Origin of the sequence: Microbacterium enclense, assembly GCA_038182865.1 — a bacterium.
In the GTDB taxonomy this organism is placed as follows: domain Bacteria; phylum Actinomycetota; class Actinomycetes; order Actinomycetales; family Microbacteriaceae; genus Microbacterium; species Microbacterium enclense_B.
The window spans coordinates 2,198,730-2,223,520 of record CP116226.1 but is presented as its reverse complement, the minus strand read 5'-3'; the positions used below and the strand labels follow the sequence as shown (position 1 = coordinate 2,223,520).

At 68.7% G+C, this 24,791-nt stretch carries 25 protein-coding genes and 1 tRNA gene; 9 read left to right on the top strand and 17 right to left on the bottom strand.

The genetic code is table 11. The annotated features are described in order from the left end of the window. Positions 1 to 13: 13 nt before the first annotated feature. Positions 14 to 868, bottom strand: a complete 855-nt coding sequence (gene aztB / locus PIR02_10380; protein ID WZH35188.1) for a zinc ABC transporter permease AztB — start codon at positions 866 to 868, stop codon at positions 14 to 16. A 55-nt stretch (positions 869 to 923) separates the two neighbouring features. Between aztB and aztA the strand changes: the two genes are divergently transcribed. Next, positions 924 to 1,598, top strand: coding sequence for a zinc ABC transporter ATP-binding protein AztA (gene aztA / locus PIR02_10375; GenBank protein ID WZH35187.1), 675 nt, complete (start codon positions 924 to 926; stop codon positions 1,596 to 1,598). Here aztA and PIR02_10370 read toward each other — a convergent pair. Beyond that, positions 1,570 to 2,001, bottom strand: coding sequence for a helix-turn-helix domain-containing protein (locus PIR02_10370; GenBank protein WZH35186.1), 432 nt, complete (start codon positions 1,999 to 2,001; stop codon positions 1,570 to 1,572). The genes aztA and PIR02_10370 overlap by 29 nt on opposite strands. A 147-nt stretch (positions 2,002 to 2,148) precedes the next feature. Here PIR02_10370 and PIR02_10365 point away from each other — a divergent pair, with 147 nt between their 5' ends. Continuing rightward, positions 2,149 to 2,532 carry a hypothetical protein gene (locus PIR02_10365; protein ID WZH35185.1) on the top strand — a complete coding sequence of 128 codons (384 nt, stop codon included), beginning with the start codon at positions 2,149 to 2,151 and terminating at the stop codon, positions 2,530 to 2,532. An 87-nt stretch (positions 2,533 to 2,619) separates the two neighbouring features. Further along, on the top strand, positions 2,620 to 2,970 hold the full coding sequence (locus tag PIR02_10360) for a hypothetical protein (GenBank protein WZH35184.1): 351 nt from the start codon (positions 2,620 to 2,622) through the stop codon (positions 2,968 to 2,970). Here PIR02_10360 and PIR02_10355 read toward each other — a convergent pair. From PIR02_10355 to PIR02_10335, 5 genes are all read right to left on the bottom strand, one after another. After that, positions 2,882 to 3,805, bottom strand: coding sequence for an aldolase/citrate lyase family protein (locus PIR02_10355; GenBank protein ID WZH35183.1), 924 nt, complete (start codon positions 3,803 to 3,805; stop codon positions 2,882 to 2,884). The genes PIR02_10360 and PIR02_10355 overlap by 89 nt on opposite strands. After that, positions 3,789 to 4,598, bottom strand: coding sequence for a hypothetical protein (locus tag PIR02_10350; GenBank protein WZH35182.1), 810 nt, complete (start codon positions 4,596 to 4,598; stop codon positions 3,789 to 3,791). Before PIR02_10350 ends, PIR02_10355 begins: the two co-directional genes overlap by 17 nt. Next, entirely contained in the window at positions 4,595 to 5,878 is a 1,284-nt protein-coding gene (locus tag PIR02_10345; protein ID WZH35181.1) for a GntR family transcriptional regulator, read from the bottom strand. Before PIR02_10345 ends, PIR02_10350 begins: the two co-directional genes overlap by 4 nt. A gap of 65 nt (positions 5,879 to 5,943) precedes the next feature. Then, complete coding sequence (locus PIR02_10340; GenBank protein WZH35180.1) at positions 5,944 to 6,774, bottom strand: carbon-nitrogen hydrolase family protein; 831 nt, start codon at positions 6,772 to 6,774, stop codon at positions 5,944 to 5,946. Beyond that, positions 6,771 to 7,442 (bottom strand): RraA family protein, encoded by a 672-nt coding sequence (locus PIR02_10335; protein WZH35179.1) that lies wholly within the window; start codon positions 7,440 to 7,442, stop codon positions 6,771 to 6,773. The genes PIR02_10340 and PIR02_10335 overlap by 4 nt, the downstream gene beginning before the upstream one ends. 367 nt (positions 7,443 to 7,809) lie before the next feature. Here PIR02_10335 and PIR02_10330 point away from each other — a divergent pair, with 367 nt between their 5' ends. The 5 genes from PIR02_10330 (at position 7,810) to PIR02_10310 (ending at position 13,215) form a co-directional block, all read left to right on the top strand. After that, positions 7,810 to 9,432 (top strand): ABC transporter ATP-binding protein, encoded by a 1,623-nt coding sequence (locus tag PIR02_10330; protein ID WZH35178.1) that lies wholly within the window; start codon positions 7,810 to 7,812, stop codon positions 9,430 to 9,432. Between the two features lie 88 nt (positions 9,433 to 9,520). Then, complete coding sequence (locus tag PIR02_10325) at positions 9,521 to 11,134, top strand: ABC transporter substrate-binding protein (GenBank protein WZH35177.1); 1,614 nt, start codon at positions 9,521 to 9,523, stop codon at positions 11,132 to 11,134. 59 nt (positions 11,135 to 11,193) lie between these two features. After that, complete coding sequence (locus PIR02_10320; GenBank protein WZH35176.1) at positions 11,194 to 12,129, top strand: ABC transporter permease; 936 nt, start codon at positions 11,194 to 11,196, stop codon at positions 12,127 to 12,129. Then, positions 12,122 to 13,030 carry an ABC transporter permease gene (locus tag PIR02_10315; protein WZH35175.1) on the top strand — a complete coding sequence of 303 codons (909 nt, stop codon included), beginning with the start codon at positions 12,122 to 12,124 and terminating at the stop codon, positions 13,028 to 13,030. Before PIR02_10320 ends, PIR02_10315 begins: the two co-directional genes overlap by 8 nt. After that, the gene (locus tag PIR02_10310; GenBank protein ID WZH35174.1) at positions 13,027 to 13,215 is read left to right on the top strand and encodes a hypothetical protein; all 189 of its coding nucleotides are present in this window, start codon (positions 13,027 to 13,029) and stop codon (positions 13,213 to 13,215) included. Before PIR02_10315 ends, PIR02_10310 begins: the two co-directional genes overlap by 4 nt. Before the next feature lie 36 nt (positions 13,216 to 13,251). On the opposite strand, the gene PIR02_10305 is transcribed toward PIR02_10310, so the two are convergent. From PIR02_10305 to PIR02_10270, 8 genes are all read right to left on the bottom strand, one after another. Beyond that, positions 13,252 to 13,539, bottom strand: a complete 288-nt coding sequence (locus PIR02_10305; protein WZH35173.1) for a hypothetical protein — start codon at positions 13,537 to 13,539, stop codon at positions 13,252 to 13,254. A 16-nt stretch (positions 13,540 to 13,555) separates the two neighbouring features. Next, the gene (locus tag PIR02_10300; GenBank protein ID WZH35172.1) at positions 13,556 to 14,227 is read right to left on the bottom strand and encodes a hypothetical protein; all 672 of its coding nucleotides are present in this window, start codon (positions 14,225 to 14,227) and stop codon (positions 13,556 to 13,558) included. A gap of 13 nt (positions 14,228 to 14,240) precedes the next feature. Further along, on the bottom strand, positions 14,241 to 14,870 hold the full coding sequence (locus tag PIR02_10295; GenBank protein WZH38990.1) for a hypothetical protein: 630 nt from the start codon (positions 14,868 to 14,870) through the stop codon (positions 14,241 to 14,243). Between the two features lie 413 nt (positions 14,871 to 15,283). Continuing rightward, the gene (lanKC, locus tag PIR02_10290) at positions 15,284 to 17,839 is read right to left on the bottom strand and encodes a class III lanthionine synthetase LanKC (protein ID WZH35171.1); all 2,556 of its coding nucleotides are present in this window, start codon (positions 17,837 to 17,839) and stop codon (positions 15,284 to 15,286) included. 277 nt (positions 17,840 to 18,116) lie between these two features. After that, positions 18,117 to 18,806, bottom strand: a complete 690-nt coding sequence (locus PIR02_10285) for a response regulator transcription factor (GenBank protein ID WZH35170.1) — start codon at positions 18,804 to 18,806, stop codon at positions 18,117 to 18,119. Positions 18,807 to 18,819: 13 nt separating this feature from the next. Next, positions 18,820 to 20,046, bottom strand: coding sequence for a histidine kinase (locus PIR02_10280; protein ID WZH35169.1), 1,227 nt, complete (start codon positions 20,044 to 20,046; stop codon positions 18,820 to 18,822). A 402-nt stretch (positions 20,047 to 20,448) separates the two neighbouring features. Beyond that, positions 20,449 to 20,533, bottom strand: a tRNA-Tyr gene (locus PIR02_10275). Between the two features lie 125 nt (positions 20,534 to 20,658). Next, positions 20,659 to 21,159: an FBP domain-containing protein gene (locus tag PIR02_10270; GenBank protein ID WZH35168.1), complete on the bottom strand. Its 501-nt coding sequence runs from the start codon at positions 21,157 to 21,159 to the stop codon at positions 20,659 to 20,661. Between the two features lie 38 nt (positions 21,160 to 21,197). On the opposite strand from PIR02_10270, the gene PIR02_10265 reads away from it, so the two are divergent. Then, positions 21,198 to 22,094 carry a GNAT family N-acetyltransferase gene (locus PIR02_10265; GenBank protein WZH35167.1) on the top strand — a complete coding sequence of 299 codons (897 nt, stop codon included), beginning with the start codon at positions 21,198 to 21,200 and terminating at the stop codon, positions 22,092 to 22,094. Here the strand turns inward: PIR02_10265 and PIR02_10260 are convergent. Beyond that, positions 22,088 to 23,512, bottom strand: coding sequence for a hypothetical protein (locus tag PIR02_10260; protein WZH35166.1), 1,425 nt, complete (start codon positions 23,510 to 23,512; stop codon positions 22,088 to 22,090). The genes PIR02_10265 and PIR02_10260 overlap by 7 nt on opposite strands. Further along, positions 23,512 to 24,687 (bottom strand): DUF2510 domain-containing protein, encoded by a 1,176-nt coding sequence (locus PIR02_10255; GenBank protein WZH35165.1) that lies wholly within the window; start codon positions 24,685 to 24,687, stop codon positions 23,512 to 23,514. The genes PIR02_10260 and PIR02_10255 overlap by 1 nt, the downstream gene beginning before the upstream one ends. Between the last annotated feature and the right edge of the window lie 104 nt (positions 24,688 to 24,791).

Sequence of the window (24,791 nt, the reverse complement as noted above, 5' to 3'; positions counted from 1 at the left end):
AGGGCTTTCTGCGTCAGACGGGAACGGGAACAGCGGGCGCGAGACGGCGGAGCACCGCGGTGCGGGCGGAGCGAAGACCCCATGAGACTCCCGCCGCGGCGATGGCGGTGGCGGCGATGGTCGCCCCCGCGGCGGTCGCGGCGTGCCACGAGACGAGCAGGCCTGCGACGACCGCGGTGACGCCGATCACCGCGGCGAGCGCCATCGTCGTCGGGATCCGTTCGGTCCACTGCCGCGCAGCGACGGCGGGGGCGACGAGCAACCCGACGACGAGGAGCGATCCCACCGCCTGGTAGGAGGCCACGACCGCGAGGGTCACGAGACCCACGAGGGCGGTCTGTGCGACGCGCGGCCCCAGGCCCAGCACTCGCGCCACGCGCTCGTCGACCGCGAGGGCGACGAGGCTCCGGTGCGCGAGCACCGCGGTGACGACTCCGAGCGCGACCGCGATCGTGAGGACGAGAAGGTCACCGACCCCGATCGCGAGGATGTCGCCGAAGAGGATCGCCGTGGCATCGGTCGCGAAGCTTCCGGCGTGCGAGATGACGATGACCCCGAGCGCGAGCATGCCGACGAACAGCAGTCCGATGCTCGTGTCGTACGACAGCTTCGCGCGGCGCTGCAGCACACCGATGCCGAGGCTCATGACGACGGCACTGCCGGCGGCGCCCCACAGCACCGGCATTCCGAGCACGGTGGCGAGCGCGACGCCCGGCAGCATGCCGTGCGCGAGCGCTTCGCCCAGGAAGGCCATCCCGCGCACGATCACCCAGGTGCCCGCGATGCCGCACAGCACGGCGACGAGCGCTCCGCCGAGCAGCGCACGCTGCACGAACTCGAGCGAGAAGGGATCGGTGAGCCAGGACACGAGGGACGACCGTACCGTTAACGATAATGATTCTCAAACTCGTAGAGTGGATGCCATGACCCCTGTTTCCGCCTCGCTTCGCGGCATCCGCGTCGACTTCTCCGGCGTGCGCGCCGTGGATGATGTCGACCTCGACATCGATGCCGGAGCGCTCACCGCGATCGTCGGACCCAACGGCGCGGGCAAGTCGACCCTGCTCGAAGTGCTCGCCGGCGCCCGGGAGCCGAGCTCCGGTCGGGTCGACGTGTACGGACACGCGCGAGCGTTCGTCCCCCAGCGCGCCGCCGTTGCCGACCGCCTCCCCGTGAGCGTTCGCGAGATCGTCACCGTCGGCGCCTGGGGCGACACCGGCCCCTTTCGTCGCCTCTCCCCCGCACAGCGCGTCGCCATCGACGCGGCGATGGCGCGACTCGATATCGCCCCACTCGCCCGGCGGCCGTTCGCCTCACTCTCCGGCGGTCAACGACAGCGGGCACTGCTCGCCCAGGGCCTCGCGCGCGGCGCCGACCTCCTCCTTCTCGACGAGCCCACCACCGGGCTCGACGCGCACAGCAGCGCCCTGATCCGCGGCGCCCTCACCGACGAGATCCGGCACGGAAGGGCGGTGGTCTGCGTCAGCCACGACGACACACTCGTCTCCGGGGCCGATCATCTCGTTCGCCTGAAGGGCGGGCGCATCACCCCGGAGACGGCGGAGTCGGTCAGATCGTCGCGCGCGCCCGTCCGGTGACGCGACGCAAGAGTTCGGCGAAAGTGTGCGACACGTCGGCGGGCTCGTCGAGGATGGCGGTCCGGATCTCGGTGTCGAAGCGCCGGAGTGCCACCCAGGGCTCGGTGTCCAGGTCGACCTCGAGGAAGATGTGGTTGACGCGACGATCCTCGACGTCGAGCTCGCGGCGCAGAACCCCCCGACCGACCAGGCGATCGACGAGCGTCGTGACTCCGGCCGACGTCACGCCCAGGCACTCGCGGAGCACCGAGGGGCGGATACCGGGATCGGCGGCGATACTCGTGATCGCCCGAGCCTCCAGCTCACTCAGGTTGAGCGTCTTGCGAGCCACGAGCAGAGCATCGCGACCGGCATCGACATAGTCGTTCAAAGCCTCGATCAGGGCGGAGGGCGTGGTGGTCACGGTTCATCTCCTGGCTGCGGCCCCGGCTGGCCGCCCGTTCGAGCATAGCCAGACACATGAACATTTCATGTACTTATTTAATTTCGTTAATTACATGCTAGGTTAGCTGTTAGCCCCAGCCCAACGACCCATTCGAAGGAGATCGCCATGGCCAAGCTGTACTACGGATCCGATACCGCACCCGTCACTCTGCCCGACCGCCTTTTGGGCTACGTGAAAGTGATCACCGCGACGAAGTTGCGACGCGGTGAATCCTTCACCCTGACCTGGACCGGCGCCGACGGAGAATCGGGCCGCTCCACCATCTGGCTGCAGCCGTCCATTCCGCTGCGCTTCGTCTTCGACTCGCCCGAGCCCGAGCAGCTGAACGGTGAGTACCTGCGCACCCTCGCCGACCAGTCCAACTCGGCGTCGGGCCTCAGCGTCGACGTGAGCACGTGGGAGACCGCCGAACAGTCGACCCGCACCCCCGCGCGAGCCGCGGGGAGCGCACCGTCCCGTCCGTCGAAGACGCCCATCCGCGCCGCCTGATATCACGCACCGGTCAGACCCGTTCCAGCCGCCATAATGGCGGAAGGAACGGGTCTTCTCGTTCTTTTACCCAGAAGCGAGGTGCCCGTGCCGGTCCGGAAGCTGCTTGACAAACAGACGCTCGATCAGTGGCTCGCGGAATTCCTGGCGCGGGGATATCTCACGGGGAGCGACATCCGTGTCCTCGAGCAGGACGACGACCAGGACCCCGATGCCGGATTGATCGTCGTCGACCTGAGCCGCGCCAATACCATCAGCTACCTGCAGCCGGTCACGGGCGGCGTAGGCGAATGGAAGGTGACGATGGAGCCGCGTGAGGCGACCATCGAGTTGGGGGCAGCGGACCTCGTCAATCTCGGACACGAGGTGACCGTGCTGGGCTCGCTCCTGTGCTTCCTCGAATCCAAGTCGAAGATCCTGCTGGCGCAGGCGCTCTGATCGCTGACGGTTCGGCGTCACGGCCGTTCCTCCGCCCCGGGCGCGTCACGACGCCCCCGCGACACGCGTGGAGTCGAAGAGAGAGCTGACGACGGGCGGAATCCCGGATCATCGACACGTCGTTGCCGACGCTGAGCAACCTGTGCCCCCGGCGGACCCAGTCGGCGACATCACCCGGCGGAGCGAGTGCCCCGCCGAGAAGGGTCCGCTCCTCCCGGACGCTCGCCTCGACGGTGCGCACGGTCGACAGGTAGTCCTCGTCGTCCCAGTCGCCGAGAGCGCCGACGGACGCCGACAGGTCCAACGGGCCCAGGAAGATCATGTCGAGCCCGGGCTCACGGCACATCCGCGCGACCTCTCCCGCTCCCGCGCGACTCTCGATCATCGCCACGAGGAGCAACTCGTCCCGGTACTGCGCCCGGTAACGCGCCGTCTCCGCACCCCACCCGGCTGCGCGAGACACGGTGTCGTGCGCGCCCCGGTCTCCGGCGGGCGGGTAGCGCGTCGCGGACACGAACCGCCGCACGTCGTCCACGCTGCGGGCATCCGGCAGCAGCAGACCCTCCACGCCCATGTCGAGAAGCACGGCGATCTCGGCGGCGCTGTTCTCCCGCACCCGCACGAGAACGGTGGAATCGCCCGCCGCGCGGACGGCGCGCAGCTGCTCCCGCGTACGTTCGAACGAGACGGGGGTGTGCTGCCGATCGAGGATGAGGGCGTCGAAACCGCACGTTCCGAGAATTTCCGCGGCATCCACATCGGCGGTGAAGACCCAAGCGGCGCTGCACGCTCGCCCCTCGGCGAGAGCGCGTTTGAGCTCATTCCTCCGCAGCATGAGGCGTCTCCCGGTCTCCCGAGTGGGCATCGAAGAAGGCCTGGGCAGCCGCGACGAACGGACGGAAGTCGTGCGCGACGCCCGGGACCACGAGGTGCTGGACGCGCACCCCGGCCGCCCGCCAGTCGGAGACGAGGGTCCGCACCCGCTCGACACGCGTCACGCCGGCGTCGTTGGCCCCGGCGACCCACCGCGACTCATCGGGTGAGACGGCGATGACCTCGCGCCCGTCATCGTCGGCGCCCACCATCGCGAGCACGGGCACGTTCCGGATGCCGTCGACCACCTCCAGGCTCCCTGGAAACGCGTGCAGATCGTCGACGCCCGCCCACCACCGTCGTCCCGGAGCCAGCAGCGTGACGTTGCCGGGCGCGACGACCACCACCGACCGGACGTTCGCGGGGCGCACCAGGGCGTACCGGTGGGAGAACTGCGCACCGCCGGAGAAACCGAACAGATCGAACGGTCCGCGGGGAACGCCGAGACGGGTCCCGGCATCGGCCACGACGGCATCCAGGATCTCCGCGAACGAGAAGTCGCCCGTCAGCGCCTGCTTGTAGCCGTGGAGATCGTCCGGTTCCGGCACGCCGCCCGGGAACAGGGGGGCGATCAGGGCCACATCCTGATCGTCGGCCCAGGCGGAGAACGCGCGGATCAACGCCACGGGGTCGCGATCGCTCCCGTGCACGAGGACGACGGTGCGGGTGGCCGGCCGCGCCGGAAGGTACGCGCACCACGAGAATCGAGGGTCGTCCGCGAGAGCGCGCAGGGGACTCAGGCGCCCGGTGTTCACGTCGACACCCGGGTGGCCGTGGCGATGACCTCCGCGAGCTTGCCGAGGATCTCCCCGGGCACGCGAGAGACCGCCACCCGGATGTGCGGCGCCCCGCCGTTGACGAACGACGACGTCCCCCCGAGCACGAGCACCCCGTGCGTGGCCAGGTACTCCTTGGCCGCGGCCTCGCTCTGCACGGGGATCCACGCGCAAAGCCCGTCCGAGGAGCGGACATCGACGCCGCGGGCACGCAACTCGGTCACGAGACAGTCCAGGCGCTCGGCGTACGTCGATCGCGCCGCGGCGATGGAATGGGCGGATGCCTCGTCCCTCAGCATCCATTCGAGAGCCGACTGCAGGATGCGCGACGTCCACTGACGGGTGAGGCGGATCTGCGCGTGGGCATTGTGGACCAGGTGCTCCGGGCCGCCCATCACCGCCAGACGGAGGTCGGGCCCGTAGGCCTTCTCATAGGAGCGGATGATCACCGTGTGCTCAGGGAAGCGCTCGGCGATCGAGTGGTGCGGGGTGCGCGCCAGATCGCCGAGGTCGTCGTACTCGAGGAAGATCGGCCGGTGAGGACCGCGCATCGTCGCGGCGATGTCGTCGATGCCCGTGGCGGTGATCGACCATCCCGTCGGCACCTGCGCACGAGGCTGGAAGAACATCGCGACCGGGCGGGCGCGGAGGGCGTGTTCGAGGGAGGGGATGTCGACCCCGCCGTCGGCATACGCGACGGGAAGCGGCTGCAGGCCGAGATCGAGCATCAACGACAGGATCTGCGGCTGCGTGGGCGACTCGACGATGATGCGATCGCCCGGGACCGACAGCGAGCGCAGCACCGCCCACACCGCGTCGACCGCCCCGTTGGCCACGGCGAACGTGTCGACCGGCACCGGCCAGCCCGGCTCCACGGCCTCGGCGAGGCCCGGAAGGATCGCGGAGTCGTAGTACTCGTTCAGGTTCGGCTGCTGCGCCGCTCCGCGCAAGGCGTCGTCGAGCCGCGGCAGCAGGGCGATGTCGGGGTACACCAGGCGCAGGTCGTTCACTCCCGGCACGGTCGCGAAGACCTCGAGGCCGCGCACGAGCCCGCTCGCGCTCGCGATGCGGGTTCCCGCTTTGCCCGACCCCACGAGCATCCCGCGCTTCTTCAGCAGCCCCCAGGCGGCGGACACCGTCGCCGGGCTGACACGGAGCTGCTCCGCGAGCACCCGCACCGGGGGCAGCACGTCTCCCTCGTGGATCGCGCCGTCGCGGACGAGGGAGGCGACGTGCGACGCGATCCCTCGCGCGGACACGTCCGGGATGTTCGCGCTCCGCGCCCACGCGGCGCCGCGATCGATGTGTTCCGACGACAAGAGCGTCACACCCCCGCGGGCGATCGCGCCGGTCGCGGGCTCGCATCGACGACGAAACGGGTCTGGTGGAGCATCGGGAAGCGCTGGCGGACCCCCGCCAGCCGCTCGGCCGACAACCGGCCGACCAGCAGCGTCTCCTCGTACCCGGCCGTCGCCTCGGCGACGCCGTCCGGAGCCACCACGAGGGAGCGCCCGATGCGCGTGCCGCCGGTCTGGGCCGCACCGACGACGTAGAGCGCGTTCTCGATCGCGCGCGCTGCGCACAGGGTGCGCCAATGGTCCTCCTTCAGCGGGCCGCTGACCCAGGAGGTCGGCACGGCCAGGACATCGGCGCCCTGCTCCGCCAGCAGACGAGCGAGTTCGGGGAAGCGCACGTCGTAACACGTCATCATCCCGACGCGGAACCCGTTCACCTCGAACACCTCGACCGGACCGTCGCCCGGGGACATCGTGTCCGACTCGCGCATTCCGGCCGCGTCGTAGAGATGGAGCTTGCGATAGGTGGCCACGACCGCACCGGAGCGTAAAGCGACCAGCGTGTTGAAGGGGAGGCCATGGGCACGCTCCTCCGTCATTCCGATGATCACGGTCATGTCGGAGTCGGCGAGCTCCTCGCGCAGCCGCGCGACGAACGGACCGTCGACGCCTTGCGCGCGCGGCGAGGTCGCCGGGTCATCCGAACGGCTGGTCGCCGACTCCGGGAAGATGAGCAGCTGCACACCGCGCGACTCCGCCTCGCGCGCGAACGCGAGACAGCGAGACAGGTTGGCCCCGGGCTCGAGACCCGACTGCATCTGCACGCACCCGACCACCAGGTCGACAGCGGCCGCCGTCATCTCACGACCTCCGAGAACGATGCGGCGGCTCCCGTCACGCGCCCCAACGGCGTACCGGCGGCGACGGTCTCGCGGAGGGACTGCACCACCGGATCGGCGTCGAGCCGGGTCATCTGCTCGCTCACGTCCGCCGCGTCCGCCCGAGGGAGAACGCACACCCCGTCTCCGTCCCCGAAGACGATGTCGCCGGGAAGGACCGCGACTCCTCCGATCGCGACGGGCACGTTGATCTGCCCTTCGAGACCCAGGATGCGCGTGGTCATCGACGTCGCCCCGCGCGAGAAGACGGGGAAGCCGAGCGCGAGGATCTCGGCGACGTCGTTCGTCCGGCCGTTGCACACCGCGGCGATCACCCCCGCGTCCGCCGCGATGGCGGCGAGGGTCCCGCCGAAGCTGGACCGGTCGTCGTCGCCCGACTGATCGATGACGACGACGTCACCGGGCTGCACCAGAGCGAGCGCATGGTGGACGGCACTCGAGTCGACGTGCGGGATCCGAACGGTCAGCGCCGGCCCGGCGAACGGGACGACGGGACCGACCGGTGTGAGCCCGCGGACGAAACCGAAGTCGGTGAGGTGGCCGAGGGTCGCCGTGGAGGAGGCGCGGAGCGCCGCGAGCACGGGCCGAGGAACCGTGCGCGGCATCTCCTCGACGCGGAAGCGCGTCATGCGTCGACGCTCCCACCCGGAGCGACGTCGCGGCCCACGCCGTGCGGCGCGAGCGCCCATCGCGGATCGAACACGTGAGACATGAAGAGGATCCCCTCGTCGAATCGGGGAACGCCGGTGATCACCGAGTTCCGAGCGCCCAAGCCCCAAACGGATGATGTGTCGTTCAGTATCGAGGCGCGTATGTTCAGCGCCAAACTTTTTCGTTCCTGTACAAAATCCCCGAGGTCGGTGCACACCCTTTATTACCGCGCCGCTTTCACGCCGTGACGGCGCGGTGAAATTCCCGCGTTTCCCTTCCGTTCATCCGGGGATGCCGCTAGCGTGAGGCCGCGCCCAACGCCCCCTTTGACTCAAGGGGTCACACATGAGTCACACCCCACCGCTGCTGCGTGTCGAGTCCCTGTCGATCCGCTACGGCACGACCGAGGTCGTCACCGACCTGTCGTTCGATCTTCACGAGGGCGAGACCCTCGCGATCGTCGGAGAATCCGGATCCGGGAAGTCGACGACAGCGAGCGCGATCCTCGGTCTCCTGCCCGCGGGGGCCTCCGCCGAGGGGTCGATCCTGCTCGCCGGCGAAGAGATCGTCGGAGCGTCCGAGCCGACGATGCGTCGACTGCGCCGAGGGACCCTCGCCTACGTGCCGCAGGACCCCATGTCCAACCTCGATCCCGTGCATCGTGTAGGCGCTCAGGTCATCGAGGTCGCGGATGCCGTGCAGAAGCGGCCTCGACCCGTCGCACGTGCCCATGCGGTCGCCGCTCTGCAGTCAGCGGGCCTCGCCCACGCGGAGCAGCGCTTCCGCCAGTACCCCCACGAGATGTCGGGAGGCATGCGCCAGAGGGCCCTCATCGCGATGGGCATGATCACCTCGCCGCGGATCCTCATCGCCGATGAGCCGACCTCGGCCCTCGACGTCACCGTGCAGAAGGTCATCCTCGACAACCTGCAGTCCCTCATCCGCGAGAGCGGCACCGCTGTCATCCTGGTCACGCACGACCTCGGGCTGGCAGCCGAACGCGCGGACCGCGTCATCGTGATGAGCCGCGGCCGGGTCGTCGAACACGGGCCGTCGCGCGAGGTGCTCCTGCGCCCGCGAGAGGACTACACCCGCGCCCTCGTCGCTGCCGCCCCGGCGAATCGTGCGGGTGCCGCAGCTCTCGTCCCCGATCCGAGCGCCCCCGTGGTGCTGTCGCTCGACGGGGTCTCCAAGACCTACCGCGCACGAGGGTACGGTCGCTCCCGCACCGAGGCCGTCCCCGCGGTGGTCGACCTCTCCTGCGAGGTCCGGCGCGGCCAGACCCTCGCGATCGTCGGCGAGTCGGGATCGGGCAAGAGCACCGCGGCGAGCATCGCCCTGCGGCTGATCGATCCGACCTCGGGGGCGATCCACTTCGACGGGCGCGACATCACCACCGCCCGTCGTCACGGCCTCGCGGAGTTCCGCCGCCGCGTGCAGCCGATCTTCCAGGATCCGTATGCCTCGCTCGATCCGATGATGACCGTCGAGCGCAGCGTCACCGAACCTCTGCGTGCTTTCGGACTGGGCAGCGCCTCCGCGCAGCAGGCGCGCGCGCGCGAGCTCCTCGACCTCGTCGGATTGCCGCAGAGCGTGCGCGACCGGGCACCGAGCGAGCTGTCCGGCGGTCAACGCCAGCGCGTCGCCATCGCCCGAGCGCTGGCCCCCGAACCCGATCTGATCATCTGCGACGAACCGGTGTCCGCCCTCGATGTGCTGGTTCAAGCGAACGTCCTCGACGTCCTCACGCGTATTCAGCGAGAGCTCGGCGTCGCCTACCTCTTCATCTCTCATGACCTCGGAGTCGTGGAGCAGATCGCTCACGACGTCATCGTCATGGCCCGGGGCGAGGTCGTCGAACGCGGAACAACCGCCGACGTCTTCGCCCGTCCCACCCACGAGTACACCCGACAGCTCCTGAGCTCGATTCCCGGCCGCTCGCTCCTCGCGGCCTCGAGCGCCGGCTGATTTCCTCATCCCGCACCAGAGCCCCTGCACCAGAACCTCACGCACCAGAACCCCGCACCAGAACTCCGACACCAGAAAGAGAGACGCCATGACCCGCACGACGACCCGACCGCGGTGGCTGATCGCACTCGCCCTGACCACCGCAGCCGCCGCCGCACTCGCCGGCTGCACGACGCCCGCCGCCTCCTCCCCGGGCACCGCCGATACCGAGGCGGTCCTGACGGTCGGCATCCAGAAGCCCACCAGCCTCATTCCCGGCAACAGTTCGGGTCTTTTCGCCAACACGGTCGTGGGAGCGCTGTTCGACGGGCTCGTCGACTACGACCCGGCCACGGGCGAGACCCGCAATCTCGTGGCCTCCTCGATCGAGACCGACGACCAGCGCGTCTGGAAGATCGAGATCGCTCCGGGGTGGACCTTCCACAACGGCGAACCCGTGGATGCCGCGTCGTTCGCGCGAGCCTGGAACGCGGCCGTCGACCCCGACAACGCGTGGGTACAGTCCGACCAGTTCTCCAACATCGAGGGCTACGACGAGGTGGCCCCCGCCGAGGGAGCACCCACCGCCGAGACGTTGAGCGGCGTCTCGGTCGACGACGAGCTGCACCTGACCGTCACGTTGAAGAAGCCGAACAGCCAGTTCCCCTACTTGCTCGGGCGGCAGTACTACTCACCGCTCCCCCAGGCCGCTCTGGACGATCCCGAGTCGTTCGCGGCCAAGCCGATCGGCAACGGGCCCTACGAGATGGTGGAGCCGTGGACGGGCGGAGACCAGATCGTCACGCAGACGTACCCCGAGTACGCGGGTGAGGCTCCCGTCAACGGTGGGGTGACGTTCCGCGTCTACACCGGCAACGACGTCGCCTACACCGACTACCAGGCGGGTGCCGTCGACATCGTCACCCTGAACTCGGCCGACATCCCCGAGGCCGAGGCCGCCTACCCCGAGCTCGTGCGCCGTTCCGCGGTCGACGACTGGCGGAACTACCTCAGCCTTCCGACCTATCTGCCGGGTTACGACAATCCCGACATCCGCAAGGCCCTGTCGATGGCCATCGACCGCGACGCCATCATCTCCTCGCTCCTCGACGGACAGGCGCACGTGGCCACCGACTACGACATCCCCATCAGCGTCGGCTACCGCGACGACGCGTGCGGGGAGAGCTGCACCTACGACCCCGCGGCGGCGAAAGCGCTCTGGGATGCCGCGGGAGGCATCGCCGGCCCCCTCACCGTCACGTCGGTCACGGGAACGGGCCGCGAGATCTGGGCCGAAGCCATCGCCAACCAGTGGGCGAAGACCTTCGACACCGAGGTCACCGTCGCGCAGGTCGCGTCGGAGAACACGTGGTCGGGGATCCTCGGGAAGGAGATCGAGTCGCCGGTGGCGCTGGGGGCGCCGGGCAACTACCCGTCTCCGTTGGACACCCTCGGACCCTCGTACTCATCCACCGGCAGCGTGAACGGCTCGTTCTACGCGAACCCCGAGTTCGACGCGCTCCTCGCCGACGCCGCAGCCGCCAGCGGGACCGAGACCCAGATGGACCTGTACGCACAGGCGAAGGACCTCCTCATCCGCGACACCGCGTCGATCCTGCTGTGGACCTACCCCAGCACATACGTGGTCTCGGAGCGGGCGTCGTCGTGGGTACCGGACTCCTTCAACAAGGGCCAGTTCGGGTCGGTCGCGATCACGCAGTGATCCCGGGAGCTGCCCCGGCCGTCCGCCGGGGCAGCTCCCCCGTCAGAGAGGAAATCACCGTGCACCCCGTACTGAATCGCCTGGTCCAGGCCGTCATCGTCTTCTTCGGCACCTCGCTGCTGGTGTTCCTCGCGGTCTTCGCCCTCCCCGGCGACCCGCTCGGGACGCTCGCGGGCGACGCCCAGCTGACCGACACCGTGCGGCGCAACCTCGAGGAGCGGTACCACCTCAACGAACCCGTCCTCGCGCAGTACGGTCACTATCTCGCCGACCTCTTCCGCGGCGACTTCGGGGTGACGATCTCGGGCGAGAGCGTCGGCAACATCCTCGCCAACGCATGGCCGATCACCGCGCAGCTCGCTCTCACCGCATGGATCATCGAGCTCGTGATCGGCATCGGTCTCGGCGCCCTCGCGGCGCTCAAGCCGGGCGGGGCGTTCGATCGATTCGCGACCTCCACGACGATCCTCCTGCTCGCCGTTCCCACCTTCGTGCTCGCGTTCTTCGCCCAGCAGGTGTTCGGACTCCGACTGGGGTGGTTCCCCGTCGCGGGGGCGGCCGCCGGCTGGCCGGTCGCCTTCCTCCTTCCCGCCGCGTGCATTGCGGCGCTCGGGATCGGCCCCATCGCGCGCCTGACGCGCACGAGCATGCTGCAGACCATCACCGCCGACTACGTGCGCACCGCACGTTCGCGAGGAATCACCCCGTGGCAGCTGCACACCCGCCACGTGCTGCGCAACGCGATCATGCCCGTCGTGACGTATCTCGGTCTCGACCTCGGCGCTCTCCTGGGCGGCGCGGTCCTCGTCGAAGGCATCTTCAACCTGCCCGGCATCGGCCGAGCGCTGTTCACCGCCATCAACACCCAACAAGGATCGGTCGTCGTCGGGATCGTCACCGCCGGCGTGTTCGTCGTGCTCATCGCGAACCTTCTCGTCGACCTCCTCCACCGCGCTCTCGACCCGCGCATCGGCAAGGAGACGAGCAATGCTTGAGGCATCCACCGCGACGACGACCGCGACCCTCGCGACGCCCCCGCGGCGGAACGCCGTGTGGGCTCGTCTTCGCCGCAACCCGGAGTTCTGGATCGGCGCGGTGCTCGTGGGCTTCTTCCTGCTCATCACCGCGTGGCCGTCGCTGATCTCGGGGCTCTTCGGTCACGGAGACCCCCGCGCCTGCGATCTGTCGGACTCGCGGGGCGCTCCCGACCTCGCGGCGGGCCACCCCTTCGGGTTCACCATCCAGGGTTGCGACCTGTATGCCAGCGTCGTCCACGGCGCGGCGAACTCGATCATCGTCGGCATCACCGTGACGCTCGGCACCCTGGTCATCGCGATCGCGCTCGGCCTGCTCGCGGGCTACTACGGCGGATGGATCGACACGGTCCTGTCCCGCGTCTCCGAGATCGTCGTGTCGGTGCCGCTGCTGCTCGGCGCGGTCCTCGTGCTCAACTCGGTACAGACCCGCAACGTGTGGTTGGTCTCGGCAGTGCTCATCGCGTTCTCCTGGCCGACGGCGATGCGCGTCATGCGGACGTCCACGATCTCGGTCCGTTCGCGGAGTTTCATCACCGCGGCTCGCTCGCTGGGCCTGCGCGATTGGCGCATCATGCTCACGCACGTCGCTCCCAACACCGTCGGCCCGGTCATCGTCCTCGCGACTCTCCAGGTCGGTGCCGTCATCGCGAGCGAAGCAACGCTCACCTACCTCGGTATCGGGCTGCAGGCCCCCGCCCTGTCCTGGGGTCTGCAGCTCTCGCAGGCCGAGCCGTATTTCGCGAGCGCGCCGCATCTGCTCTACGCGCCGGCCGCGGCCCTCACGCTCGCCGTCGCGGGTTTCATCCTCCTCGGCGAAGCCATCCGGCAGGCGGGATTCCACTCGACCAACTCGGCGTGACGCGGGAACTGCGCTCGCGCAGCTCCCGCGCCCTGGAGATCCCGGATGCCGAGTGGCTCCGGAACTTCGAGACCAACGCGCTCACCGCCGCGCGGCTGACGCTACCTGGCCTCCCGCTCACTTCGGCGACGATGGGCGACGCTCTTCGCGTCGACCGCGGGTACGTGGACGGCATCCTGCCGTAGGCCCCGCTCGTCCGTCCGAAGAAGGAGTCCCTGGCTTCAGCGAATCAGGAACGACGCCGCCGCGGCGACCGCCACACAGATGCCCGACACCGTCAAGGCGACACGTCGGGACGAGGGCGATGTTCCTGACCGCAGTGTCAGTATCAGCACGGCGACCCACGCCGCCCACAGGAAACCGACCACCGCGAATGCGAAGACAGGATTCTCGCCGTCGAGCGCGAAAAGGTAGCGGTAGGTCGCGAACGCGTTGAAAAGGAACGCGGCCACGAGAAGGACAGGCCCGCTCCATTTAGCCCCCCGAACGGGCTGTGCGGTCTGTGTCATGTCCGTCTCTCCTCCATCAGACCGAACAGCAGGCATAAACCCACTTTAGGCAGTTCTGCGACGCGCACAAGGAGCAGAGGATGAGCGCACAACTCGAGAAAGCGATCCAGTTGTACGCCGCCCATGCGCACCCACCGCAGCATGTGATGATTCCGACGCCATTCTGCTCCGCGCACGCACGGCATTCGCGTGTACCTCCCGTACATCCCGCGCGAGCTTCGAATTCGCGGCGACTGGTCGCCGCCGCGGACGCGTCCTCTCCCATGGAGTGGAGCGCAATCGTCTTATCGACTTCGGACGCGAAGAATGTTGTCGTCGCCGTCCGGATGATGGCACCGGTGTTGTCGATTTCAATATGCCGAGCGTAGATCCGATTGCCCCCGAGCGGCGTGGCGAGCGCGAGCACGCTCGCGGCAAATCCCACAGCGATGGACATACTCGGACTATGTCCGTCATCGCGGGCACCAAGGCTCGCTTCCGCGTCCTGCAAATCCTGAGCGAAAAGCGGCATGTACTTATCGCGTTCCGCTGAGGTCATCTCCCGCGTTTCTCGAACCTGCCATTGCCACGGCGTGTCGGGTTCGGCCTTGACGTTTGAGTGCGTCGCGGCCGTGGCCATTTCGGGGAACACGAGAGCTGCCAGACCCCCGAGGCTGTAGCCCAGGAAACTACGGCGTTTCATCGTCATTGATGCTGTCCTTTCATGAATGCGGCGCGTGGAGGGCCGCGGCGGTGGACGGGGAAGCGGGATACGGCCCGCTCGATGGGAGCCTTCCGCGTGGGAAGAGGCGGATGACCGCGACCAGAGCGGCCACCCCCAGGAGGACCCAACCCGCCCACCACAAGACGGAGTGGCTCACCCCACGCACCGCTGCCGGCAGCAGCATCAGCATCATCGCCACGTTCCGGACGACGACCACCCAGTTGGCCTGGGTACGGAAGACCGATCCGAAGCATCCGCACTCCGTCGTCATCCGGCGGACGATGACGGAGATGACCGCCACCGTGTACATCCCGAGGATTGCTATCGCAAACCATGGCCATGGTCCGGGGAGAACGAGAACAAGGCTCAAGCCGACGGCGAGCTCAATGGGTGGAAGCGAAGCCGCAAGTGGTCGAATACACCCGCCGGGAACAATCTTGTACGCCACGATCGACGCCGTCAGGACATCTCGTCCTTCACGAAATTTGATAACGCCTGTTACCGCCAAAACGCCGCCAACCAACGCGGCGAGGACATTAGCCAAAAGCACCGGCACCACCCTTCGAATCCGATCCGCGGCGTTGCGAACCGGTTGAGGCGACGACACTACAGATGATGCTCGTGGCATTCTGTCCTCCAGATGGGGGACAGAATGGCAGATGAAGTCCACTCCAAAGGCCATATCCGCGGGAAACCGGGTCGGCCAGGGCATGGGAATCGAATTGGCCCCAACCGGATCAACACACCATTTCATCCGAAGAGACGAGAGCCCGGGCCGTCCCGTTTATGGGCGAGCCAGGTCCATCTCCGTGCTCTCCGATGTCGCGAAGGAGGGCGCCCGGGCTTTGGAGGTCGACGTAGGTGCACCCGTGTCGCTCCCAGGCGCCGTCATGACCTCGCCCCGCCGCTCCGGCGGCGCAGGGGACCCTGACGTCCCCCGCGCCTGATCGGTGGCCTCAGGTGCAAAGGCCCGTGGACACGCTGCTGTAGCAGATCCCGGTACTCCATGAACTCGCGACAGCCTCAGCGCGATCTGACCCGTCACGCTCGAGACCCTGCAACGAAAGCAGGTACCCCATGCTCCTCACCTCCCTCCCCGCCAAGTCGCCTTCCGGCGGACGCGGTGACCGGGGGGAGGTCGAGGAAGGGCATCGCGGCATCACCACGTGGATGCGTGAGTGCCCACAGCACGCCGGCCGAGCCGGTTGCCAGGTCGCATGAAAGCCGGAGAAGGTTCCGGCCGGGATAGCCCGCACCAGCCGCTCGGGGAATCGCATGGAGCTCGAGCATCCGGTGGTGCCGGCGGAGCGCGCGTCGCGCGGCCCCTGTGTCAGAACCGGCGAGTGTGGCCATCATCCCGGCGCGCCCCTGAAAGAGACCGGGTTCGAAGACGAACTCTGCCTGTGCTGCGCGCTCGAGATCACTCCGGAGCGGGACCAGGGCACTGCCGGGGCGTCGTTGCTCCAGGAGCCTCAGCGCATACGCGACACCCGCCGAGCCGTAGCCGAGGTAGGGCATCAGCCGCCATCCTTCGTTGATCTGCAGGGTTCCGTCCGCTGCCGGTACGCACGCGGCGATGTCGGCGTGGATTGCGGCTTCGGCGAGGTCGAGAAGTTCGGGTCTCTGCAGCCGGTCGTACAACGCCATTGCGAGGAGGGAGATCCCGCTGGGGCCGCGGAGCAGTCCGCCACTTCCTGTCTCCACCGGGCCTGGGCGCGGGGTGCGCCAATTGTCGGCACGCTCGGCGACTTCCGCGAACAGGACGTCTGCGCGAGCGAGCAGCTCGGGGTGCCGGGCAGACAGGTGCACGTACGCGAGGGCCGTACCTGCAGGACCCCCGTAGAGACCGGGAGCGTTCCACCGCACGGGCGCGTCCAGACACGCCTGCAGCGCACGTTCCGCTGCGTCCTCTCGCCCCAACGCGGACAGGGCGAGGACAGCACCGGCGAGGCCGTCCATGAGCCCCTGTCGGGGGCTCGTCTCGACGGTGGACCATTCCGCCCACTCCACGAGATGCTCCGGTATCGCGACACCACCGGAGTGAAGAGCGAGAAGCGGGCCGAAGGCCCCGTGTGCGAGCGCGTACGGAGGTTCGTCGAACTGTGCGGGGTCGCCCGGCCACAACCGGTCGGTTCGAGCGGGGGTGGCGTCCGCGAGGAGCTGACGGCTGATCCGCTGGATCGTGTCGGCGTGCTCGACGCGTCCGGGGTGGGGAGGGCTCGTCCACCCCCACGAGGCCACCCGGCGGTCGTCGAGGAAGAAGCGGCGATGCACCCACCGCCTCAGATCCGCCTCTTTGTCGCGGTGCAGATCCGCCAAGGCGACAACGGGGGCGAAGAGGAAGAGGATCATCCGCCGCAGCGCGAAGAGGTCGCCTGCGATGCCCCCCGCCCCGCTCGGGTCGATGAAACCGGGGGCGCCGATGGCCGCCGGCGCTCCGTCAGCGACGGGGCGAGCCATTTCGAAATCGATCACGGTGACATGACCGTCTTCGTCGACGAGGATGTTTCCGGGGTGCAGATCACCGTGCACGAAACCTGCCTCGTGCACGTGAGCGACGGCGGCCGTGAGTTCCTCGGCCACCCGCACCGCCCACGTGCGGTAGGCGATGACGGCGGCAGGCTCAGCATCTGCCGCGATGAGCGGGTGGCGGGCGGCGACGGCCTGATGAAGGGGCTGGCCGGGGGCCTTTTCCAGAACGAGGTACCGGTGGTCGTGCGTATCGAATTCGCGGCGGAGGCGAGAGACGCGCTGGCCGGAGAGGTGTCGCAAGGTACGCGCTTCCCTGTCGGCGCGCTCCGTGGCGCTCAGACCGTCCGGAGTGAACCCGGTGTACGGACGAGCTTCCTTGAGAACCACCTCCTCCGTCCCATCGGACGCAAGGTAGATACCCCCGGCGTTTGAGTGCTGGAGCACCGCGGTGACGACGGGGAAGCCTTCCGGAGGCTGAAGCTGCCGCAAACGAGAGAGCGGGCCCTGCAGGAATGCCGGGACACGCACCCATTCGGGTGGCGTGAAGACGGGTCGTCGGATATCCGCGACGAGGTGGCCGTCAGGGTGTCGGATCGCGGGGACCATTGCTCCGTCGACTTCGACGAAGAGCGGATGAAACCCCCCGAACCGTGTGAAGATCGGGCCGGTCGTCCAGCGGAGGTCGGAAAGGATGTGAGGCCCGTTGAAGGAGGCGAGCACCTCCCCCAACCCGATCAACAGCCGGTGCAGCTCTCGCTCGGTGGAGGGGTAGAGGGTGACGAACTTCCCCGACCCCTCCCGACCGGCGTCTTTGGCGTTGGAATGGCGGAGGAGGTCCGTCGTGGAGAGGTGTTTGAACGGTATGCGGCGGGCTGTCGCGACCGTCCCCGCGGCCCGCAGGACGGTCTCAGCGTCCGAGACGAGACAGCTGACATGGACCTTCCATCCCTGCTCAGGGAGGTGATGACCTTCGGGTTGCAGGTAGGTCCACGGGCTCTGCTCGACGACGACCCATCCCTCGGGCGTCTCGACCGTGTAGGCCTCGCCAGCACCGCGTGGCACACGCTCCGGGTGGTCGTAGAACGTGGCGTCGGCACGTGCGAACACCGGATAGATCGCGTCCATGCTTCCGCCTACCGCCCTCGATGCGCTGTCTGCAAGCTCGCCGATTCATGCTGCTTCTGCACAGTGCAGCGGCGCGCGGACTCCTCGGACCACAGAGAGGCCGAGAACTCGGCGAGAACGTGCAGGAATTTGTGCGCGATCCGGCTTTTTTCTCGCGGCGCGAAGCCGAGGCGCCATCCCTCACGCGGAAAACGCGGGCCGGTTCTTCACCCCTTTGGACGAGCAGACGCCTTCACGTCGCGACGTCCGAAATGCCGAGGGAGCGTCGACGTCCCGTTCAGAGACGTCCGACCAGGCGCGCGTCCAGTTCGACACGGAGTTTGAGTCCCCAGAGGGCGAGCTGGGTTCGATCGGACGCACCCACCTTTTTCAGGGCGGACTGGATGTGCGAACGAATGGTGTTGACGGAGAGGACGAGCTCTTTCGCGAGCTGTTCATTGGAGGTGAGACCCCGGCTGAGCAGCCGGACGACTCGGGCTTCCGCACGGCTGAGCGCCCACATGCGCGCCTCGTCCTCCGCGGAGGGCCGCCCCGCGCGAATCTGGTCGAGAAGGCTGGGCGTCATGCGCGTGGACACGAGGGCTTCACCCCGATGGGCTGCCCGGATGGCGTCGATGAGCTGCGCGGAATCATGCGTCTTCAGCAGGTAACCGCTGGCTCCGTTGCGGAGGGCGCGTACGACCAGGTGCCCTTCGCCGTGGCTTGTGAGCACGATGACCCGGCTTCGCCCGGCGGATGCGTCGAGGACGGCTCGGGTCGCGTCGATGCCGTTCATCGACGGCATCTCGAGGTCCATCAGGATCACGTCCGCCGCCTCGGTGAGAGCGCCCTCCACGGCGTCCTGTCCGGTTGCGGCTTCCCCGACGACGACGATTCCTTCCGCCTGCTCGAGACGAAGGCGGACGCCCTTACGGAAAGGACGATTGTCATCGGCGATGAGCACGCGGATTGCTGACTGATCGACCATGGGCTGCTCTCTGTCATCCGGACAGCGGGATGACGACGCTCAACCGCCACCCGCCGGATTCATCGGGGGATGCTTGCAGCATGCCATCAACGAGGGAGAGTTTTTCTCGAAGCCCGTCCAGCCCCCAGTGAAGGCCGAGTTCGGCTTCGTCGGCGCGCATCCGCTTCGGCGGATCGTTCTCGACGGCGACGTGCAACCGCTCGGAGGTGACACGTGAGACGACTCTGACGGTGGCGCCGGCCGCGTGTTTGGCGGCGTTGGAAAGCCCCTCCTGCACGGCGCGATATGCGGTCGTCGATACGACCGCGGGGAGGTCCGCCAGACTCCCTTCACCGGCGAACTCCACGTCCATTCCGCGTTCGCGCCAGAAAGTCAGGATTTCCGGAAGCATGCGCAGATCCGGGGTGGTCGCGATCTTGTCGTCGTCGACGGCACGGAGGTCGCCGAGTGCTCCGTACAAGCTGGCCGCGGCATACCGTCCTTCCGCCCGCACCTCGTCGATGAGGTCGAGCGCGAGTTGCGGGTGGGCGGGGGCCAGTTCGGCGGAAGCGTCGCACAGGGAGACGAGCCCCGCGAGATGCTGACCCGCGACGTCGTGCAGCTCTTGTGCGATGCGCGCGCGTTCGGCGTTTCGGGTTGCTTCCACCGCGCGCTCCTCCCGCTCCGCTGCTTCCGCTGCAAGACGCCGCGCACGTTCCGTTCGGCGTTCGTGCGCGGCCCAGAGCACACCGAAAATGAGGCCCGCGAACGACGTCGTGACCAAGCCCGTCCCCTCCGTGACGACGAAGGTCAGCACGACCTGCGCGGGTGCCCCGGCGCCCGCGGCCCACCACGCGAGACTCGCCAACGTCCCGCCGACGGCGAGGACACTCCATCCACTCGCGACCAGCGGCGAGAGTCCGGCCCCGACCGCGAACATCGCCAAGGCGATGACGAGCTGCATCGGCACTGCCCACGCGGGGTTGCCGAGCACGACAGCGACGAACAGGTAGCAGGCCACGGTGCCGAGCATCGAGGGAATGGGCCATCGTCCCAGACGAACGACGAAGAGCGCTTGCCCGAGGCACGCGAGGGCGGCCAGGGCGATGACGAGCCCGGGCGGGAGAGGGAGATTCCATCCTTCCGCCCCATTGATCAGTGCTCGAAGAGGATCAGCGCACACTTGCACGACCGTCGCGACGAACACGACCAGAGCGAAAGCCGGCTCGCCCATGAGGTCGACCACGCGCCCGGTGGGCATGCCGTTGAGTATGTCGCGGACGTCAAAACGCGAAGACGGCGTGGCCGGAGGATCTCCGCGGGGTGTGCGCCGAGGGCTCGGGCTCGTCGGTGCACCGCCGACATGGGTGGGCCCAGCACCGAAGTGTTCGCGGTCCTGCGGGACACGGTCGGCCGCTGGCGGCAGTCGCTCGTCTAGGTTCTCCACGTACATCCCCCATGTGTGTGTCACCGAGGGTACGGCCTTTCACCACGGCTCCCATAGGGACCGTTCCACGACTCGGCCACAGTGGCGGCGTTGCGCTGGGCGCGAGGTCGTCTCTCGGACGGGAGTATGCGGCGTCTTCGCGGCATGCGCCCGGAACACCGCAGGCCAGCCCCCATGGGGACTGGCCTGGACACGAGAAGAGGGAATCCCTCGTGGTGGTGGCGAGTGAGGGATTCGAACCCCCGAATGCAATGCAGTCTGATTTACAGTCAGATCCCTTTGGCCGCTTGGGTAACTCGCCAGGTGCGCACCCGCCCGGCTTTGGCAGTCGACCGGAGGCGCGATCACCAATCCTACTATCCCGCTGGGGGTGCCTCAAACCACGTCGAGATCGAGTCCGGAGCGGGAACAGCCCACGCCGACGGCTCACCGCGCGACGTCGGCGGCCTCTCGCACGCGGTCGACGAAGTCCTCGGTCCGTCGCTTCGTGCCGTCGATCTTGCGGTCCACGCTCGCGCGGATCTCGCTCGGGGCCAGAGGGGCGGCCAGGCGCACCGTCTCGTGACACGACAGGTCGGCGCACATGTAGGTGCCGACGGTGTCGCCCTGCTCTCCCGCGGCGCCCGCCTTGCGCGCCGTGAAGAGCGAGACTTGGTCGCCCGGCTGCATCGTGTGGCAGAGGTTGCACATCGCCGACCGCGCGCGCGACTGGCCTTCCGCGGCGCGCAGCACGACGCCGGTGGGCTCGCCTTCGCGCTCGGCGATGACGTAGCCGCGCCCGCGGGTGCGGGGGTCCCGCCACGCGAAGAAATCGAGGTGGTCCCAGTCCGTCAGCACGAAGTCGTGGGGCATGGCGATGACACGCAGTTCGTCGGGGGTGGCGTTGATGAACGCATCCCGGACCTCGTTCTCGGTGAGTGCTCGCATGGCATCCGAGTCTACGAGCGCCCGGATAGGCTGCGGCGATGACGCCGTTCTCTCTGCGCACCGCCCGCCTGGTGCTGAACCAGCCGACACTCGCCGACGCCGACGACATCACCCGCTACTGCTCCGACCCCGTCTTCGAGCACTACCTGACGACCCCGTGGCCGTACACCCGCGCCGACGCGGTCGGGTTCGTCGAGGGCTACGTCGCCGACGGCTGGGCGCAGGACCGCGAATGGACCTGGGCCATCCGGGAGACGGATGCCGGTCCCCTCCTCGGCGTGATCGGCGTGCGCGTGGAGGGGGGAATGGTCGGCTACTGGCTCGGGGCCGAGCACCGGGGTCTCGGCATCCTGCCCGAAGCCCTCGCTGCGGTCGTCGATGCGACGTTCGCGCGCACCGAGCTCGACGAGCTGGGCTGGGAATGCATCCTCGGCAACGTCGCGTCGATGCGCGTGGCGCAGAAGTGCGGATTCCGCTACACCGGCGTGCAGCCCGGGCAGGTGCGCGGTCGCGACGGCGGGCAGTCGGCATCCTGGACCGGCGCCTTGGCGCGCGACGACGACCGCGCTCCGAAGGACGGATGGCCTGACATCCCCTCCGCCCCGCACGGGCGCGGTGTGCCACCCGCGCGCCGGGTGATCCGGCTCTTCCCGGATGACAGCCGCGACTACCCTCTTTGGGAGACGTCGACCCCGACCTGGGACGTCGGCTACACGACCACACCCGACGAGTACGGGCTCTCCCCCGAACTCGGCCGAGACCTCGCGCGGTGGCAGGCGTTCTGGGAGGAGCACGCGGACCCGTTCCAGGGATGGGATGCCGAGGAGAACAGGGAGCGATGGGTGCGCGAGGGCCGCGACCTCACTGTCCGACTCTCGGACGAGGTCGCGGCGTTCGCCGACGTGGTGCCGGAGTTCGAGCCCGTGACCTACTGAGTCGCCGCCCACTCCTGCCACGCCGCGATGCTGACGTCCGGGTTCTGCTCGGCGTAGCCGGAGAGGCCGGCGAAGCCGTTGCGGGTCTGCAGTGCCATCTGCCACGGGGAGTGGCCCTTCTCGGCGACGAACTCGTAATACGAACCCGCGGCTTCGTAGCCGATCCAGGCGTCCGCGCTGCTGAGGGCCTCGTCATCGAACGCGTCCGCGCCCTTCTCCGCGATCGCGGAGGCGACGCGGGGATCGCTGAATCGGGGCTCCTCCACCCCGGCGGCCCACTCGGTGTAGCTCGCGAAGCCCTCCATGACCGCTTTCGGGTCGCTGGTCAACAGGCTCGGGGCCGCGGTGAAATGCAGGGCGTGCGCGAACTCGTGCACGAACGTCGACTCCCGCTGGTCGGTGCTGCGCGGCCCCATGACCACCAGGGTGCCCGACGTGTCGTATCCCGTGGCGATCGTCGAGTCGAGCCACGTCGCGGGGGCCGCCGGTCGCAGGGTCGCGCGGGCGAAACCCGCGGCCTTCATCTCGCCGGGCTCGCGTGCCCCGTACCGCCACCGTACGAAGCGCGACTCGTCGCCCGTGATGGCCGACACGAATCCTTCCTGCGGGAGGTCGCCGCCCATCGCGCGGACGGTGTCGAGGGCGGTTGTCGCCGAGGTCTCGGCGAGATCCGCGGTCTGCTCGACGAGGGACGCCTCATCGCTCAATCCGAACAGCACGACGTGATCACGCTTCGCGACGTGCAGGTCACCGTCGTCCCACGGGTTGGGCGAGGTGGTCGGCACGATCGAGGCGATCTTCCGTGGCTCGATGACCTCCTCTTTCAGTGTGCCGTCGTCGTTGTATCGGTCGAACGAACGCGGCCTGCTCTCCGTCGACCCCTCCGACCCGGGGGCGAAGGTCACGGTGTAGGCGAAGCCCTGAATCAGGTCGAGGTCGGCGTCGGCGTTGCCACTGCCACGCACCGGATGCGCCGCGAAGCCGAACTGTGCACCCAGCACCACGACCTGCGTACCCGCCGCGGTGTCTTCGCCGCCGGTGGGGCTGATCGCCGCGGTGTCCCATCCGATCGCGGTGGTGTTGTCCCACCAGCGGCTCAGCTGCGCCACCGCGTCGCCGGTCGCGTTCGCGAGGAACGCGTCGCGGTCCTTGGCGCGCAACGCGTCGTTCATGCTCGTCCACAGCGCTGTCTCGGGCGTCGCGCCCTCGACGTCGAGCCACGGCGCGTAGCGCGCGGGAAGGTCGGCGACGGGTCCTGTCGCGGGAACGCGGGGCCACGCGACGATGATCGTGAGAGCCGTGGCGACGAGGGCCAGGACGCCCACGAGGGCGATCGCGACCTGCGCTGTGCGTGGCGCCGACCATCGGCGCGGCGCGTTGCGGGCCTCGGAATCGGGAGCGGTCTGCTGATCGGTCATCACTCGCCCGCCTTCTGGATGCTGATGATGCGCCAGCCCGCCTCGGAGCTGCGCTGGCCCTGCTCTCCGACCGCGGCCAACACGAAGATGTAGTCCGCGTCGCCGATGGTGATGCGGTACTCCTGGAGCGGAGCCGGGTTGTCGTACGTGCCCTCCAACGAGGTCGCCTCCCGGAAGGGCGACAGGTACGTGAGGGCCGGGAAGGACTTCCCGATCGCGTCGACATCGACGTCGTCGCCGACGGTCGTCGTCCGCCCGCCGCTCAAGCACAGGGCAGGGATGAAGTTGTTCTCGCGCGCGAGTTCGGACATCCTCGCGAGCAGGTCGATGGCGCTGCGGCAGACCGAGTCGTCTTCGGCGGCGACGTACGACGAGGCGGCGAGAGCCTCGCGGCCTTGCAGGTCTCCCGAGGTCGGTGCCGTGAAGCCCGAGACCCGCCAGGGTCCCGCACTCGTGGGCTCCTGGTCGTACCGCGCCTGGGCAGGGGTGTCGTCACCGAAGTAAAAGGGCCGCGACAGCCACACCGACTGCGTCGTGGTCGCCGTCTGCTGTTGCCCGTCGACGGTGAACGTGTAGGTGAGGTCTACGAGGGCGAGGGCCACGTCGTTGCCGTCGGGGAGCTCGTCTCGCGCCACGGAGCTGCGCCCGTAGACCACCGGTCCCGCCTCGTAGGTGACCGCCAGGTCGATGGATGCCGCGGCCTTCGCGTCACCGAACAGCGGTACCGCGAGAGCGGATGACCCGAGGGCGGGGCTCGCGAAGTCCGTCCACGTCGCATCTCCCGTGGTGGCAGCGGCCAGGAAATCGTCGAGCACCGCGGGCGCCTGCGCCTGGATATCGGCCCGGGCCGAGGTCGATCCCCACCACAGGCCGCCCGAGACTCCGCCGACGACCAGGACCGTCGCGGCGAGCACGGCCCACGTCGTCGCCGTCATGGACTTCTCCCGCGGGGGTGCCGTGACGGCTGCCGCCCCGGTCACCTGCTCGCTCGCGGCGGCGCGGGCCACGGCATCCGGTGTCTCACCCGTATCGGCCACGGCCGCGACCTGCTCGGGTACGGGCGCCAGATGCTCGGTCCAGCGCGAGCCGTCCCACCACCGCAGCTGCCCCCCGCCCAGCGGGTCCGGATGCCACGCCGGCGGGAACCCCGACTCGTCCTGCGGCTCTTCTGACACGGCGTGGACCTCCCCCAGCTTCACGACGAGAAGTCAGCGTAGGTGTCCTGCGGGCCGCGGAGCAAACCCCCGCGGAGCGGCGTGCGGGGCCGGTAGTCTGGCGG